13 protein-coding genes and 1 pseudogene are annotated in these 16090 nt (G+C 64.7%); 7 read left to right on the forward strand and 7 right to left on the reverse strand.

The window, feature by feature from the left end; genetic code table 11:
- Positions 1-58 precede the first annotated feature (58 nt).
- From JG739_RS02755 to JG739_RS02770, 4 genes are read right to left on the reverse strand one after another with little or no spacing between them, the layout of a single operon-like run.
- A complete protein-coding gene (locus tag JG739_RS02755) occupies positions 59-979 on the reverse strand; it encodes an ABC transporter permease (protein WP_202365141.1) in 921 nt (306 codons plus the stop codon).
- Positions 976-1884 (reverse strand): ABC transporter permease, encoded by a 909-nt coding sequence (locus JG739_RS02760; RefSeq protein WP_244749672.1) that lies wholly within the window; start codon positions 1882-1884, stop codon positions 976-978. Before JG739_RS02760 ends, JG739_RS02755 begins: the two co-directional genes overlap by 4 nt.
- The gene (locus JG739_RS02765; protein WP_202365142.1) at positions 1862-2461 is read right to left on the reverse strand and encodes an ANTAR domain-containing response regulator; all 600 of its coding nucleotides are present in this window, start codon (positions 2459-2461) and stop codon (positions 1862-1864) included. The genes JG739_RS02760 and JG739_RS02765 overlap by 23 nt, the downstream gene beginning before the upstream one ends.
- Positions 2458-3585, reverse strand: a complete 1128-nt coding sequence (locus JG739_RS02770; RefSeq protein ID WP_202365143.1) for a transporter substrate-binding protein — start codon at positions 3583-3585, stop codon at positions 2458-2460. The genes JG739_RS02765 and JG739_RS02770 overlap by 4 nt, the downstream gene beginning before the upstream one ends.
- A 218-nt stretch (positions 3586-3803) precedes the next feature.
- Between JG739_RS02770 and JG739_RS02775 the strand changes: the two are divergent.
- The 3 genes and pseudogenes from JG739_RS02775 to JG739_RS02785 form a co-directional block, all read left to right on the forward strand.
- A pseudogene (locus JG739_RS02775) lies at positions 3804-3962 on the forward strand (ABC transporter permease); the annotation flags it as partial.
- Positions 3963-4255: 293 nt separating this feature from the next.
- Positions 4256-5380, forward strand: coding sequence for an IS110 family transposase (locus JG739_RS02780; protein WP_446720531.1), 1125 nt, complete (start codon positions 4256-4258; stop codon positions 5378-5380).
- 47 nt (positions 5381-5427) lie between these two features.
- A complete protein-coding gene (locus JG739_RS02785; RefSeq protein WP_202365144.1) occupies positions 5428-5712 on the forward strand; it encodes a hypothetical protein in 285 nt (94 codons plus the stop codon).
- Positions 5713-5996: 284 nt separating this feature from the next.
- On the opposite strand, the gene JG739_RS02790 is transcribed toward JG739_RS02785, so the two are convergent.
- Together JG739_RS02790 and JG739_RS02795 are read right to left on the reverse strand one after the other, a co-directional pair.
- A complete protein-coding gene (locus JG739_RS02790) occupies positions 5997-7742 on the reverse strand; it encodes a hydantoinase B/oxoprolinase family protein (RefSeq protein WP_202365145.1) in 1746 nt (581 codons plus the stop codon).
- A 1-nt stretch (position 7743) separates the two neighbouring features.
- A complete protein-coding gene (locus JG739_RS02795; RefSeq protein WP_202365146.1) occupies positions 7744-9828 on the reverse strand; it encodes a hydantoinase/oxoprolinase family protein in 2085 nt (694 codons plus the stop codon).
- A 220-nt stretch (positions 9829-10048) separates the two neighbouring features.
- Here JG739_RS02795 and JG739_RS02800 point away from each other — a divergent pair, with 220 nt between their 5' ends.
- The 4 genes from JG739_RS02800 (at position 10049) to JG739_RS02815 (ending at position 14621) form a co-directional block, all read left to right on the forward strand.
- On the forward strand, positions 10049-10876 hold the full coding sequence (locus JG739_RS02800; RefSeq protein ID WP_202365147.1) for a ferredoxin--NADP reductase: 828 nt from the start codon (positions 10049-10051) through the stop codon (positions 10874-10876).
- 55 nt (positions 10877-10931) lie between these two features.
- The gene (locus tag JG739_RS02805) at positions 10932-11102 is read left to right on the forward strand and encodes a hypothetical protein (protein ID WP_202365148.1); all 171 of its coding nucleotides are present in this window, start codon (positions 10932-10934) and stop codon (positions 11100-11102) included.
- A 65-nt stretch (positions 11103-11167) separates the two neighbouring features.
- The gene (gene deoC / locus JG739_RS02810; RefSeq protein ID WP_202365149.1) at positions 11168-12232 is read left to right on the forward strand and encodes a deoxyribose-phosphate aldolase; all 1065 of its coding nucleotides are present in this window, start codon (positions 11168-11170) and stop codon (positions 12230-12232) included.
- A 16-nt stretch (positions 12233-12248) separates the two neighbouring features.
- Positions 12249-14621: an aldehyde dehydrogenase family protein gene (locus JG739_RS02815; RefSeq protein WP_202365150.1), complete on the forward strand. Its 2373-nt coding sequence runs from the start codon at positions 12249-12251 to the stop codon at positions 14619-14621.
- Positions 14622-14718: 97 nt separating this feature from the next.
- On the opposite strand, the gene JG739_RS02820 is transcribed toward JG739_RS02815, so the two are convergent.
- Complete coding sequence (locus JG739_RS02820; protein WP_202362542.1) at positions 14719-15933, reverse strand: integrase core domain-containing protein; 1215 nt, start codon at positions 15931-15933, stop codon at positions 14719-14721.
- Positions 15934-16090 lie beyond the last annotated feature (157 nt).

Here is a 16090-nt window from a genome sequence, read left to right on the forward strand (position 1 = left end):
CAAGATTTTTTTCATCTCATGTTCCCTTTCTCTGGTTGTTATCGGTCTTTTTTTGCTTTCATCTGAGCTTGATGCGCGGGTCGATGAACGGTGCGACGGTGTCGGCCAGGAGATTGCCGAGCACGATGGCGATGGCCGAAACCAGGGTCACACCCATGATGATCGGAATGTCGACGCGCTGGATGGCCTGCCACGCAAGCTGGCCGATGCCGGGCCAGCCGAACACACTCTCGACCACCACGATTCCGCCCATGAAGATGCCGATGTCGATGCCGATCATGGCGATGACCGGCAGGATGGCGTTGGGCAGCGCGTGGCGGAAGATGATGGCGCCGCGCGCAAGGCCCTTGGCGCGCGCGGTCCGCATATAGTCCTGACGCAGCACGTCGATCATCGACGAGCGCATCATGCGGGCGTACCAGCCGGCGCCGAGGATCCCCATCGTCAGCGAGGGCAGCACCAAATGGCGCCAGGTGCCGTAGCCGCCGATCGGAAACCAGCCGAGCCGCACGGCGAATACATAGAGGAGCAGCAGGCCGACGACGAACTGCGGCGCCGAGACGCCGACAAAGGACGCGACCATCAGCGTCTGGTCGGTGGCGGTGCCGCGCCTGACGGCGGCAAGCAGGCCCATCGTCAGGCCAATCGCCAGCTCGCAAAGGATGGCGCCGACCATCAGCAGCAGGCTTGCCGGCAGCCGCGAGACGATAAGCTCCGTGACCTCGGAACGCTGGATGTAGGAGCGCCCGAGATCGCCGCTGAGCAGGCTCGTCAGATAATGCCAGTACTGGATGAAGAAGGGCTGATCGAGGCCGAGTTGCCGGCGGATGCTTTCGACTGTCTCGGGTGTGGCGCTGCGGCCCGCGATCTGGCGGACGGGGTCGGCGGGCAGCAGGTAGAGCAGCGCAAAGGTGATCAGCGAGACGCCGAGCAGGATGAGCACGGACTGAATGACGCGGCGGCCGAGATAGGCGATCATGCCCCACCCCTTTGCGTCGGGTCGAGGATGTCGCGCAGCGCATCGCCGATGAGGTTGAAGGCCAGCGCCAGCGCCAGGATCGCCGCGCCCGGAAAGAAGACCAGCCAGGGCGCTGCCTGGAAATAGGTCTGGTTTTCGAAAATGATGTTGCCCCAGGATGCGGTCGGCGGCTGCACGCCGATGCCGAGATAGCTGAGCGTCGCTTCCAGGAGCACTGTGGTCGAGATGCCGAGCGTCCCCCAGACGATGATCGTCGGCAGCAGATGCGGCAGGATATGGCGAAACAGGATACGTGGCGCGCTAGCCCCGATGGTGCGCTCGGCGTCGATGAACTCGCGCTCGGACAAAGAGCTGGTCTCGGTGTAGATGACCCGCGCGGTCTGAACCCAGTTCACCAGTGCGATCACCATGGCGACGATCCAAAGGCTCGGCTGGAGCACCGCCGCCAGGCAGATGGCGAGCAGCAGCGCCGGAAAAGCCATCATCAGGTCGGTGAATCGCATCAGCGCGCTGCCGATCCAGCCGCGGAAATAGCCCGCGGTGACGCCAACCAGCGTACCGATCAAAAGCGCCACGCCGTTGGCGACGATGCCGATGATCAGCGAGGTGCGCGCGCCGAAAAGGATGCGGGTCAGCAGATCGCGACCGAGCAGATCCGTGCCCAGCCAGAAGGTGGCGTTCGGCGGCAAGGGCGCGCCCTCAAGCGTCAGCCCGTCGAACATCTGCTCGTTCGGATCGTAGCCCGTCAGCCACGGCGCCAGGATGGCGCCGGCCACGACCACGGCAACGATCCCCAGGCCTATCAATGCCAGGGGACGCTTGACCAGACGCCGCCAGACGCCGGCGCGCGGCCTGGCCGGCACGCGCCCGGTTGCGGGGAGATCAGGCGCGATGGGATTGATCATCGCCGCCTTCTTCCGTCATCGCCACGATCCTGCGCGCGGCCTCCTCGACGCTGATCTGCCAGCTCATCGCCAGCGACCGCAGTTGCGCATAGGCGCGGCCGTCCTCAGCACCTTTCGACAAGGCCTCCACCGCGCGCACGATCGTCTGGCGCTCCGCGACGCGCAGGCGAAGCGACGATATCTCGCTTGCCAAATGCTTTCGCGCGTCGAAACTCTGCCGCGCGATCAAAAGAGCGCTGTAGACGCCGGCATTGCCGACCGGCTTCAGCAACTGGGCGTCGGCCTTGTGCGACAGCGCCCACTCGATGCGGCCTGGCGCTTCGGAGCCGATCAGCGCGACCAGCGGCATCGGCGCCTCACCCGGCGCCCAGGGGAATTGTTCGTCGAAGCCGAGATCGGCATCGAAGAAGACGAAATCCGCCGCGAGCGCCTCGGCCGGCAGTTCCGGCCAGCAGCCGACTGTCTCGAGCCCGATTGCCGACAGTTGCCGCGTGATCGCCTGCACCGTCGGATGCGGACGATGCAGGACAAAGGCCCTGGCGCCGCCGAGATTCGGGATGCGCGGGACCTTGCTCACGATACCACCCTCAAGCGTGGGCGGCCGAACGTCTCGGTCCGGTCATAGCGGGACAGATAAGGATCGGGCGCGACACCCTCGGTCACCGTGACGGTCTTGAATGCGGTCCCCTCGATGCGCCCGATCTGCACCGGCAAGGTGGCGTGCTGGGTTTGTGGATCGATGGAGATGTCGCCGAGCGGGGTTCGAAACGAGGTTCCGGCAAAAGCCCGGGGAAGGTCCGGCCATTGTGCGCCGGGATTGCGAGCGAGGATTTCGGCAAGCGTCCGCACCGAGGCATAGGCCGCCGCCTCGAAGGACGAGGCAGGCATGATGGAGGGCGCCGAATTGCCCTGGCGATCCGCAGCCGAGATGTCGTGAAAATACGGTCCGACGGAAAGGTGGCCATTGCCCGCCTCGTTGAGCGCCGGCAACTCGCATTCGGTGAGATTGCAGGACAGGATCGGGCAGCGCTCCGGGCTGAAGTGCGGGTCGCGTGCGGCAAGTTCGGCATAGGCAGCGATGAAGGCGTAGGACGAGGAGCCGATCAGGTTGTTCAGGACGAAATCCGGCCGGGTCGCCTGGATCTCGGCGATCAGCCTGGAGACATCGGCCTCGCCGAGCGGCAGATAGCGCTCGCCCAAAACCTTGCCGCCGGCGTCGGCAATCAGGTCGCGGGCGACACGGTTGGTCTCCCAGCCCCAGATATAGTTGGAGCCGAGCAGGAAGCCATTAGCGCCGAAGCGCGGCACGACATGAGCCAGCAGCGGGACGAGATGCTGGTTCGGGCAAGCGTGCATGTAGACGACATGCTCGTTCGCTTCGAAGCCCTCATAGGGGCAGGCGTACCAGAGCGTGCCGCCGGCGCGCTCGAGGATCGGAATGACCTCCTTGCGGCTCCATGACGTGATGCAGCCAATGATGTGGCGCGCGCCGCTGTTGGCGAGAATGTCGGCGCAGCCCGTCGCGTAGCCGTCGATGTTGCCTTGAGGATCGCGCTCCACCGGAACGAATTCGATCGGGATGGCGGGATCGGCGTTGACATCGGCGATGGCCGTCATCGCACCCGAACGGCAGGATTCGGACAGCAGTTGGTAGTTGCCCGACCGCGAGTAAAGGATGCCGATTTCGATACGCCGTCCCAAGCAGATCCCCAAAATAACAATGCCCCGCAGCCGCCGCCGCGGAAGGCGAGGCATACGAGGCATTTTTACCGCCCGGCGGTCGGAGCCGGTATTTTCCCCATCAGCGTATTCCGTACGGCGGGTCAGTCAAGCGGGAAAGTGAGGGCCGGGAAAGTGACCCGGTTTGCATCTGCTGGCGCGAAGGGGTCTCGTGCTGGTGCCGGAAGCCCGGCCCGGTTATCGGCGCCGGCGGGCTTGGCGACCTCATCATCCGCTACGGCTCCCAACGCTTCGAGACCAGTGTCATGGTCGCCTTGGTCATCGTCATGATCATCCTGGTCTGCGGCATCCAATGCGCCGGCGACCGGCTGGTCGCGAGGCTGGACCGCCGAGTGTAATGAGTGAGCGGGCTATTCCTCGGCGCAGAAGTTTTGACGGGTCGCTTGCGTTGAGGGACGCATGCCTTGGCGATTGGCGGAACCGCCCATCGCTTCGTCATCCTGGGGCGGAGCAAGGAGCGAAGCGACGCGGCGCAGACCCCGGGATCCATGCCATGACTTCAGAGCATTGTTGCGGTGCAGAATTCTGCTCCGCTGCCGGCTAAGGTTACGGCATGATGGGGTGGACGGCGCCCGACGGCATCGGATGTGCCAGAATGAGTTCGTTGAGATCTCAAACAAGGGAGCCGTCCGTGGAACAGCTTATCCGTATTGGCATGGATACGTCCAAGAGTGTTTTTCAGCTGCATGGTGTCGACGCTGCGGAGCGTCCGGTGCTGGTGCGTAAATTGCGACGGCGGGCGGTAGTCCCGTTCTTCGCCAAGCTTGCGCCAGTGAGGATCGGGTTGGAGGCGTGCGGCGGCTCGCATTACTGGGCGCGCACGCTGTCGGGGCTGGGTCATGAGGTGGTGCTGATCGCGGCGCAGCACGTGAAGCCGTATGTGCGGCGCGGCAAGCATGACGCGGCTGACGCCGAGGCGACCTGCGAGGCGATGAGCCGGCCCAGGACACGCTTTGTTGGGGTCAAGAGCGGCGAGCAGCAAGCGGCGCAGATGCTGTTTGGGGTGCGCGAGCAGCTGGTGCGGCGGCGCACGCAGCTTTCCAACACGATCCGCGGCTACGCAGCCGAATTCGGCCTGGTGGCCGCACAAGGCCTTGCCCGCATCGAGCCACTGCTGGCCCGCATTGCCGGCGACGCGACGGTGCCGGCGCTGGCAAAGGAACTGTTTGAGACGCTCGGCGAGGAATACCGCGCGGTGTGCGCGCGATACGCGGCAATCGACAAGAAGCTGTTGGCCCATCACCGCAAGGACGAGACTGGACAGCGACTGGCTGCGATGCCCGGCGTCGGGCCGGTCGTGGCGAGCCTGCTCGGCGTCAAGGTCACTGATGCGACAGCGTTCGGCTCGGGACGCGACTTCGCGGCGTGGCTGGGGCTGACGCCGAAGAACCATTCGACCGCCGGCAAGAACCGGCTGGGGGTGATCACGCGGGCCGGCGACGAGATGCTGCGGCAGGCGCTGGTGGTGGGCGCGACGGCCCACATCCAGCAGGTGCGTCGCGGCCGCGCCAAGGCCTCGCCGTGGCTGGCGGCGTTGATTGCGCGCAAGCCGCCGAAGCTGGCGGCTGTGGCGCTCGCCAACAAGACCGCCCGCATGGCCTGGAAGATGATGATCACCGGCGAGCCGTACCGTTGCGGCCCATCCGGGCAGCCTGACGCCTCCTCGCCGCCCTCAAGGCCGCTTCGCGCCGCCTACGGCGGTGGCCTGCGGCCAGCCCTGACCGCGGCTCAGCACGGCGCTGACATGCCCGGATAGGCCGCAACGGAGGAACACCGAACACAAGCTCTTGCAACGGAAGGAAGATGGACGTGATCGATCGATCCGTGACGCGCGAAACGCCGAGGGATCCATTGGCCAACGAAACCGCTGGCATGATTGGAACGGGCGTCGCGAACCCCACCTTGGCCAGCGGCCGCACGGACCGCGCTCAAAGGCCGGACATATGGACGCAAGCGATCGAAAACGACGCAAGACAACCGTTGCAGGCAGGGCGCCGTCCACATATGGATCCCAGGGTCTGCGCGCGTCGCTTCGCTCCTTGCTTGCCCTGGGATGACGAAGTGGAGGAAGGCTTCGGTCAATCGTGAATGTCTGTGGCCGAAACGAGACACCGACATTCTTGTGGGTGTTCAGATGCTCGTCGGCGATGCCGGAGTAATATCTGGCCGAAATGAAATCGCCGCCGACCCGACCCATCGTCGCGCCGAGCCCGACGATGCTATTGTAGAAAGGGTATTGCCCTTCGGGCATGATGCTTCTTCACCAATTGTCGATGTCGGTGCCGCCAATTGTCGAAGTCGGCGCTGCCCCTCATTGCCCTGCCGGGCATTTCTCCCCGTATAGTGACGGGGAGAAAGACGCTCTTCGGCGGTCAGCCGGCTGCTCGTGCCCGCTCGGTTGCGGCTCGGTCGATTGCCGACCCGTCGGCGGAAAAAACGACGCCAAATTTCTCGCTGGCCTGCTCGGGCGTATAGTACCCCAGCCTGACATCCCGCAGCACCAGTTCCGGGTCGCGCTGCAGGGGGTCGCCATAGCCGCCGCCGCCCGGCGTGCCGACGCGCACGCAGTCGCCGGCCTTCAGCGCGATGTCCTGCTCCTTGGAGAGGTGCGGCGGCACATGTTCACTGCCGTCGCGAAAAACGGTCACCGTGTTGACCGCGCCGTCGCTGCCGCCGAGCGCGCCCTGCGGGCCGAAACGGCCGTGGTCCATGACGAAGGAGGCGCGGGCGTCGCCGCGCAGGATCTCGACCTCATAGGCGAGGCCAAAACCGCCGCGATGCCTGCCGGCGCCGCCCGAGCCTTCGCGCAAGGCGTAATGACGGTAGAGCACCGGAAACGCCTGCTCCATGATCTCGACCGGCGGCGATTTGGAAATGCCGATGGTCGAGCAGCCATTGCTCAGGCCGTCATGATCGGCGTTGCCGCCATAGCCGCCGCCGGAGATCTGGTACATGACGTAATCGCGGCCGCGGGCCGGATCGTTGCCGCCGAGGGCGAAATTGCCGCTGGAGCCGGCCGGCGCCGCCGTCACCTTGTCCGGCAGCGCCTGCACCATCGCCGCGAACACCGCCTCGGCGATGCGCTGCGAAACCTCGGCCGCGCAGCCCGATACCGGGCGCGGATATTTGGCGTCGAGGAAAGTGCCTTCCGGCCGCTTGACGATCAGCGGCTCGAAGGCGCCGGCACTGATCGGCACGTCAGGGAAAATATGGCGCATGGCGAGGTAGACCGAGGACAAGGTCGTCGCCAGAACGCTGTTCATCGGCCCGGCGCAGGGTTTTGACGAGCCGGAAAAATCGAAAGTGAGCGTGTCGCCCTGTTTCTCCACCGCAAGCGCGATGGTCAGCGGCTCGTTGACCACCCCGTCGGAATCGACGAAGGCCCTGGAGCGATAGATGCCGTCGGGAATGGCCGATATGTTGGCGCGCATCTGCTCGGCGGCGCGGCGACGCAGTTCGGCGATCGCCTCGACGACTGTTTCATCTCCGTAACGATCCAGGATTCCGTTGAGCCGGTCCTGGCCGATCAGCAGTGCCGCCGCCTGCGCGCGGATATCGCCGATGCGCTGGTCGGCAACCCTGATGTTCGAACAGATGATGGCGTAGATCTCGCGATCGAGTACGCCCTGCTTGAACAGTTTTACCGGCGGCAACCGCAGGCCCTCCTGCTCGACCGCCGTCGCCGAGGCGGAAAAGCCACCCGGCACCGAACCGCCGATATCCGGCCAGTGGCCGGTGTTCGACAGCCAGCAGAAGATTTTTTCTTCCCTGTAGACCGGCATGGCGAAGCGTACGTCCATCAGGTGAGTGCCGCCGAGATAGGGGTCGTTGACGATGTAGATATCGCCTGGCTCGGGCGGCAAGCAGCGACCGTCGGCGATCATCTCGATCACCGTTCTGGTCGAATACTGCATGACGCCGACGAATACCGGCAGGCCTTGGCTGCCCTGCGCGATCAGCGATCCATCGACGGCCGAATAGATGCCGTCGGAGCGGTCATTGGCCTCGGCAATGACCGGCGAGAAGGCAGCGCGCGAAAACGTCAGGTCCATCTCGTCGCAGACCTGCTGCAGCGCCGCCTGGATGACCGAAAGCGTAATGGCGTCGAGCTTTTGCATCTCAGGCCTCACCGATGTCGATGATGATGTTGCCGTCGGCGTCCGAGCGCGCCCGGTCGCCGGGCTCGAGCACTGTGGTGGCGTCCATCTGTTCGAAGATCGCCGGCCCTTCAACGATGGCGTCGAGCGGCAGCTTTTCCCTGCTATAGACCGGCGTGTCGTGCCAGCGTCCGCCGTACCAGACCGGCCGGATTTCGCGGCGGGCGTCATCGAGCGTTTTGGCGCGGCCAGCCGGGTCGATCAGCCGCGAAAGATCGATTGCCGGCCGCACGCCGGTGATCGAGGTGTTGAGGTTGACCAGATTGGCGCGGATTTCCGGCAGCTCGACCTTGAAGCGGGCGAAATAGGCCTTTTCGAACAGCTGCTGCAGGATCTCGCGCGTCACCGCGGACGACGGCAGCGGCACGTTGATGATATGGGTCTGGCCGACGAACTGCATGTCGGCGGAATGGGTGACGCGGATCGTCTGCGGTTTCACCGCTTCCTTGCCGATCAGCTCCTCGCCTTCGTTTCGGTGCCGTTCCAATATCGCGTGAAGCCGGGTTTCATCGAGTCCCGCCACCGGCTGGTTGACGGTGTTGACGAAATCGTGCCTGAGATCGGCGACGACGCAGCCGAGCGCATTGGTGATGCCAGGCCGCGCCGGCACCAGCACTTTTGGCAGGCCAAGTTCGCGCGCCAGTGCGGTGGCATGCAGCGGCCCGGCGCCGCCGAAGGCGAACAGGGCGAAATCGCGCGGGTCGTGGCCACGCGACACCGAGACCATGCGGATGGCGCCGGCCATCTTGATGTTGCCGAGCCGCAGCACCGCGCCCGCCGCCTCGACGCCGGACAGGCCGGTGGGGCGGCCGATCCTGTCCTCAAAAATGCCGGTGACGTGTTCGACGGTGACCGGGTTTTCGACGGCGAGCAGCTTTTTCGGCGCCAGCCGGCCGAGCACTAGATTGGCATCGGTGATGGTTGGTTCAACGCCGCCGCGTCCATAGCAGATCGGGCCGGGATTGGCGCCGGCGCTTTCCGGGCCGATCTGGATCAGACCGGCCGCGTCGACGCGAGCGATCGAGCCGCCACCGGCGCCGACGGTGTGCACCGCCACCATCGGCACATGGATCGGCATCGCATATTCGATCTCGATCTCGTTCGACACAGCCGGTTCGGCATTGCGGATCAGCGCCACGTCGGTCGAGGTGCCGCCCATGTCGTAGGTGACCAGGTTTTCGAAGCCGGCGCGTTTTCCGGTATAGGCGGCGGCGATGACGCCGGAGGCCGGGCCGGACATGACGGTCTTGGCCGATTCTCGGGTGACAAACCGGGCCGAGATCATGCCGCCATTGCCGTTCATGATCAGGAAGTCGCGGGCGTAGCCTTTGGACCCCAATTCCTTGCGCAGCCGCTCGACATAGCGCTCGAGGATCGGCTGCACCGAGGCGTTGACCGAAGCGGTGACTCCGCGCTCGAATTCGCGCGCTTCCGACAGCAGCGCATGGCCCGTGGTGATATAGCCGTTCGGCCAAAGCGCGGCGGCGATGTCGGCGGCGCGCCGCTCATGCGCCGGATTGGCGTAGGAATGCAAAAAATGGATGACGAGGGATTCGCAGCCGGCCGCGATCAGCTGCGAGATCGCCGCGCGCATTTCGGCTTCATCGAGCGGGGTGCGCACCGCGCCCGAGGCTTCGACGCGCTCCGATACTTCAAGCCGCAGATTGCGCGGAATGATCGGAACGAAGCTGCCGGTCATGCCATAGGCCTGCGGCCGCGTCCGCCGGCCCAGCTCGATGACGTCGCGAAAGCCGCGCGTGGTGATCATGCCGGTCTTGGCCAGCCGGCGCTCGAGCACTGCGTTGGTGGTGGTGGTGGTGCCGTGCACGATGAGGTCGATGCCGCGGATGGGAAAACCGGTGGCGTCGAGCGCCGAAACGACCCCAAAAGCCTGGTTGTCGATGGTGGTCGGGGTCTTGGCGATATGAACCTTGCCACTGTCACGCCCGTCGATCAGGAGCAGGTCGGTAAAGGTTCCGCCGACATCGATGCCGGCGACGACGCTGCCCGAGGAATCCAGCGTCTGCGCCGAAAAATTCTCTTCCATTGTCGAAACCCGAAATGTCAGGACTACAGATATGTCTCAGTTTGGAAAGGTGTTTCAGCCTAGCATCTTGACGCAAATATCATTTGTATACTAATAAATTCCGGAGACAAGAGCTTACCGCTTCGTCGTGGGCGAACGGCACGCTGGAACCTGATCGGTTCGGGCGCGCAGCAGAGAATTTGGTGCCAGCGCCCTCGGGTTGGCCAGAAGGTTAGATTTGATGAACACCACATCCGCGCTCAACACCGCCGGCGCCCGGCCGCTGCAGTTCCCGATTCCGGCCAATGTCTATGCCGAAACCGTCGTCTCGGTGAAGCACTATACCGACCGGCTGTTTTCGTTCCGCATCACCCGGCCGCAGTCGCTGCGCTTCCGCTCCGGCGAGTTCGTCATGATCGGCCTGCCCAATGCCGAGAAGCCGGTGTTCCGCGCCTATTCGATCGCCAGCCCGGCCTGGGACGACGAGCTGGAATTTTTTTCGATCAAGGTGCCGGACGGCCCGCTGACCTCGCAGCTGCAAAAAATCGAGATTGGCGACACCGTCATCATGCGGCAGAAATCGACCGGCACGCTGGTGGTCGACGCGCTGACTCCGGCCAAGCGCCTGTTCATGATCTCGACCGGCACCGGCATCGCGCCCTTCGCCAGCCTGCTGCGCGACCCCGACACTTTTGAGAAATTCGAGCAGGTCGTGCTGACCCACACCTGCCGCGACAATGCCGAACTGACCTACGGCCAGGAGCTGGTTGCAGAGCTGGAGAACGACCCGCTGATCGGCGAGCTGACCAGTGGCCGCGTCACGCTCTACAATTCGACGACGCGCGAAATTTCGCAGCGCATGGGCCGCATCACCGCGCTGATCGGCTCGGGAAAATTCTATGCCGACCTCGGCATCGACAAGCTCAATCCCGAGACCGACCGCATCATGATCTGCGGCTCGATGCACATGCTCAGGGATGTCAAGGAACTGGCCGAAAGCCTCGGCTTCGAGGAAGGCTCGCTGCATCATCCAGCCAGCTTCGTCGTCGAGCGGGCGTTTGTCGGGTAGTTTTCTCGATTGGTGATCGCGCGTCTTTCCTTCTCCCCTTGTGGGAGAAGGTGGATTGGCGCGCAGCGCCAAGACGGTTGAGGGGTGCTGGACGGAGCGCGGCGGCGCCAAGCTGGAACACCCCTCATCCGGCCGCTTCGCGGCCACCTTCTCCCACAAGGGGAGAAGGAAGAACCGCGCTGTTCGGCTGATGGCACGGCAGGCTTTTTCCGTTATGACCGCCTGAAGGACTCGTGAAGCGCTGCTTCACGGGCTATCTTCGTCGCAAATCGTCGAACGAAAGGGCAGGAGATGAGCAGCACATTTCGCGAAGCCGATCCTGGTGTCGACAGGTTGGGACCTTCCAAGATCACGCCGCTGCCGGCGCGCAGCGCCGCCAATGCGCCGGCGCCGCAAGCGCACGGCATTGCCCGCAACCCCGGCATGAGGCTCGATCTCGGCTTCATGGGATCGATGCGCAGCGTCAACCGCTCGGCGCTGGAACGGCGTGTCGCCAGCCTGACCAAGCGGCGCTCGATCAAGGCCGACAACCAGGCCGCCTGGCTGCTGCGGGCCGTCGCCTGCATGGACCTGACGACGCTGAACTCGAACGACACCGACGAGCGCGTGCGCCGGCTGTGCGCCAAGGCGGTCAATCCGTTGCGCCGCGACATCGTCGAAGGCCTTGGCATATCAGGTGAAAAGATCCGCCCGGCGGCGGTCTGCGTCTATCATCCCTTCGTCGCTACCGCCGTCGATGCGCTACGCGGCAGCGGCATCCATGTCGCCGCCGTTTCCACAGCGTTCCCGCACGGCCTGACGCCACTGTCGACGCGGCTGCAGGAGATCGAAGCCTCGGTGAGCGACGGCGCCGACGAGATCGACGTCGTCATTCCGCGCGGCCTGGTTTTTGCCGCGAAATGGCAGGAGCTCTATAACGAAATCGTTGCGATGCGCGCCGCCTGCGGCGAGGCGCATCTGAAAGTCATCCTCGGCACCGGCGATCTCGCCACGCTGCGAAACGTCATGCTGGCGTCGATGGTGGCGATGATGGCGGGCGCCGATTTCATCAAGACGTCGACCGGCAAGGAAAGCGTCAACGCGACGCTGCCGGTCGGCCTTGCCATGGTGCGCGCCATCCGCGCCTATTTCGAGGAGACCGGCACCCTCATCGGCTTCAAGCCGGCCGGCGGCATTTCGACGGCAAAGGCATCGCTCGACTGGCTGGTGCTGATGAAGGAGGAGTTGGGACGGCGGTGGCTGGAGCCGGACCTGTTCCGCTTCGGTGCGTCGAGCCTTCTGACCGACATCGAGCGCCAGCTGGAGCATCATTTGACCGGTCGTTATTCGGCCAATCATCGCCACGCGATGGCGTGATTTTTGGGAGCGCCCCATGAACATTCTCGAACGCTATCATGCCATGGATTACGGCCCGGCGCCGGAGGCCCGCAACGAGGCGGATGCCTGGCTTGCCGCGCGTGATTTTTCCAAAGCGCTGTTCATCGGCGGCGACTGGAAGGCAGCCGCCGGCGGCAAGACTTTTGATACCAGCGATCCGTCTTCGGGAAAATTGCTGGCCAAAATCTCGGATGCCGGAGCTGCCGATATCGACGCGGCGGTTTCGGCCGCGACAAAAGCGCTGCCGAAATGGGCCGAATCCACCGGCTACCAACGCGCGAAAGTGCTCTATGCCATCGGCCGCGCCATGCAGCGCCACCAGCGGCTGTTTGCGGTGCTGGAATCGATCGACAACGGCAAGCCGATCCGCGAAAGCCGCGACATCGACGTGCCGCTGGCCATCCGCCATTTCATCCACCATGCCGGCTGGGCGCAGGCGCTGGATAAGGATTTCCCCGGCCATAAGGGCGTCGGTGTCGTCGGCCAGATCATCCCGTGGAATTTTCCGCTGTTGATGCTGGCCTGGAAGATCGCGCCGGCGCTTGCCGCCGGCTGCACGGTGGTGCTGAAGCCGGCCGAATTCACACCGCTCACTGCCATCCTGTTCGCCGAGATTTGTCAGCGCGCCGGCGTACCGAAAGGTGTCGTCAACATCGTCCAGGGCGGGCCGGAGGCGGGTGGGGCAATCGTCAATCATCCCGGCGTCCAAAAAATCGCCTTCACCGGCTCGTCCGAGGTCGGCAAGATCATCAGGAAGGCGACTGCCGGGTCGGGGAAAAAAATCTCGCTGGAGCTTGGCGGCAAGTCGGCTTTCGTCGTCTTCGAGGACGCCGACCTCGACAGCGCCGTCGAGGGTCTGGTCGACGGCATCTGGTTCAACCAGGGCCAGGTCTGCTGTGCCGGCTCACGCCTCTTGGTGCAGGAAGGCATCACTGATGCCTTCATCGCCAAGGTCAAGACGCGGATGAGCCGGCTGCGCGTCGGCAGCCCGCTTGACAAGAACACCGATATCGGCCCGCTGGTCGACCCGACCCAGCTCGATCGCGTCAAGGGGCTGGTCGCCGCAGGCGCCAAACAGGGCGCCGTCTGCTGGCAGCCGGACGTGGCGCTGCCGTCCTCCGGCTATTACCATTTGCCGACGCTGGCGACAGGCGTTTCGCCGGCCAACATCCTGGCGCAGGAGGAGGTGTTCGGGCCGGTGCTGGCGACCATGACCTTCCGCAACACCGAGGAAGCGATCGAACTCGCCAACAACACGCGCTACGGCCTGGCCGCCTCGGTGTGGAGCGAGAACGTCAACCTTGCGCTGCACGTCGCGCCGCAATTGAAGGCCGGCGTCGTCTGGGTCAACGGCACCAACATGTTCGACGCCGCCTGCGGCTTCGGCGGTTATCGCGAGAGCGGTTTTGGCAGGGAAGGCGGGCGCGAGGGCATGCTCGAATATTTTTCGGCAGAACTGCCGCTCGGCCCGGCCATCAAGCCGGCACCGGCACCGGCCCGGTCGATCGAGCGGGCGGAAGGCGATGCCATCGATCGCACGGCAAAGCTGTTCATCGGCGGCAAGCAGGTCAGGCCGGACGGCAATTATTCGCTGGCGATAGCCACTGCCAAGGGCAAGCTTGCCGGCGAGGTCGGCCTCGGCAGCCGCAAGGATGTTCGCGATGCCGTTGCGGTTGCGCGTGCCTGCAAGGCCTGGCCGGAGGCGACCGCCTATAACCGCAGCCAGGTGCTGTATTATCTGGCCGAAAACCTGTCCGGCCGTGCCGATGAATTTGCCGCGCGCCTCACGGAGCTTACCGGCGCCACTGGCAAGACGGCGCGTGACGAGGTCGAGATGTCGATCGAGCGGCTGTTCCTCTATGCCGGCCTGGCCGACAAGTTCGAAGGCCGTGTCCACCAGCCACCGGCCCGCGCCGTCACGCTGGCGCTGCACGAGCCGGTCGGCGTCGTCGGCATCATAGCGCCCGACAATGCGCCGCTGCTCGGCCTGATCTCGCTGGTGGCGCCGGCGCTGGCCATGGGCAACACGGTGGTCGCGGTGCCGTCGGAAAAATATCCGCTGCTTGCCACCGATCTCTACCAAATCATCGAATATTCCGACGTCCCGGCCGGCGCCATCAACATCGTCACCGGCCGCAGCGCCGAGCTCGCCGGCGTGCTGGCCAAGCATGACGATGTCGACGGGCTCTGGCTGTTCGCCGATGCCGAGACCTGCGCCAGGGCCGAAGCCGACTCCGTCGGCAATCTCAAGCGTGTCTGGACCGGCAACGGCCGCAGCCTCGACTGGACGTCGGCCGAGGCGGCCGGCGATGCGTTGCTGCGCCGTGCCGTCGAGGTCAAGAACGTCTGGGTGCCCTACGGCGACTGAGCGTGTCGATTGCAATTGTCGACGTCGGCGCCGCCCCTCATTGCCCTGCCGGGTGTCCAGCCGATAGATAGGTAACAGTTTGAACCGGATACATAGGTTACAGTTTTCCCCCCTTCTCCTGCGCAGTGGTGTCCGCCGCAGCGCCGGCTGGTCGGGGTTGCAAGGCGCTGCGGCGGACCAGGCGCATTCGCTTGAGATCGATGTGGCCGAGCGGGTGGGCGTAGAAGCGTAAGGCCCATTCGCCGGTTTCGGTTTCTTCGACGGCGACCGGCTCGCCGGCAAGCGAGGCCGAGACATAGATCTCGCCGCCCTGCCACTTGATCGCGCCATTGTTGCGCACGCGCCTGACTGCGGCCTCGGCCGGATAGTCGGGCTCGGGCACGTTGGCCGGCATTTGCCGCTCGCTACCGCGGTAGTATTCGGCCGGCGTGTCCATGCCGAGCGCCTCATGCGGACGCTCCTCATTGTACTCGCGACGGAAGGCGTCGAAAGCCTGGCTCTGCGCCTGTCTGTCGATCTCAGGCGCCTTGGCCAGCGGCAACATGGTCAGGTGAAAGCGCTCGTGGCAGCCGTTCTGCTGAGGCTTGCCGGGCGCGATCCGCTCCAGCGCGATGCCGAGCTTGATGAAGCGCACCGCAAGCGGCGTCAGCCCGGTGACGCCGGCCGACGCGAAGGGTGAACCATTGTCGCTTCTGAACCGATCCGGCAGACCATGCTCCTCAAACAGCCGTTCGAACACCGGCCAGGCCTCCTCATCTGCCGTCGAACCCGTCGCTTCGAGCGCCAACAGGTAGCGGCTCCACGCATCCAGCACTGTCAACGGTTCGCAGCGCCACCCGTCACGGGTCCGGAACCAGCCCTTGTGGTCGCCCGTCCACACCGCATTCGGCCTTTGCGCATCTGGCCAGGGGCCGTTGCCCACAGCTCTCCAGCGCCCCCGCCGCCGGCCGACAAGGCCGTGGCGCTTCAGAATCTCGCCGGCCGTCGAGATCGCCGGCCACGGGTGCGACGGCGCCTCACGCTTGAGCCGCCCGATGATCTTCTTGGGCCCCCATGCCGGATGCGCCTCCTTCAGCGCAACGATCCGCTCAACCAGATCGGCAGCGGTCGCGCGGCCGTGATTGAGCGGCGCTCGCGGCAGATCATGCAAACCTTCCGGGCCGAACTCCCGGTAACGACCAAGCCACTTGTAGCCGATCTTGCGCGATATCCCGTACCGCTCGCAAACAGCCGTCATCGTCTCCTCTCCCGAAAGGCAATCCACTATAAACCTCAACCGCTCGTCCATGATGTCAGTCTCTCGCCAAACCATCGCCGGTACCTCCCGGCGGACAAGAAAACTGTCACCTATGCAATCGGTCTACTCTGTTACCTATCTATCCGGTTCGGACAGCCGGGCATTTCTCCCCGTATAGTGACGGGGAGAAAGAAGCCGACTTGACGGGCCAAAAGATGTTCTTTACCGAGAA

This window comes from Mesorhizobium sp. L-2-11, from assembly GCF_016756595.1.
GTDB lineage: Bacteria > Pseudomonadota > Alphaproteobacteria > Rhizobiales > Rhizobiaceae > Mesorhizobium.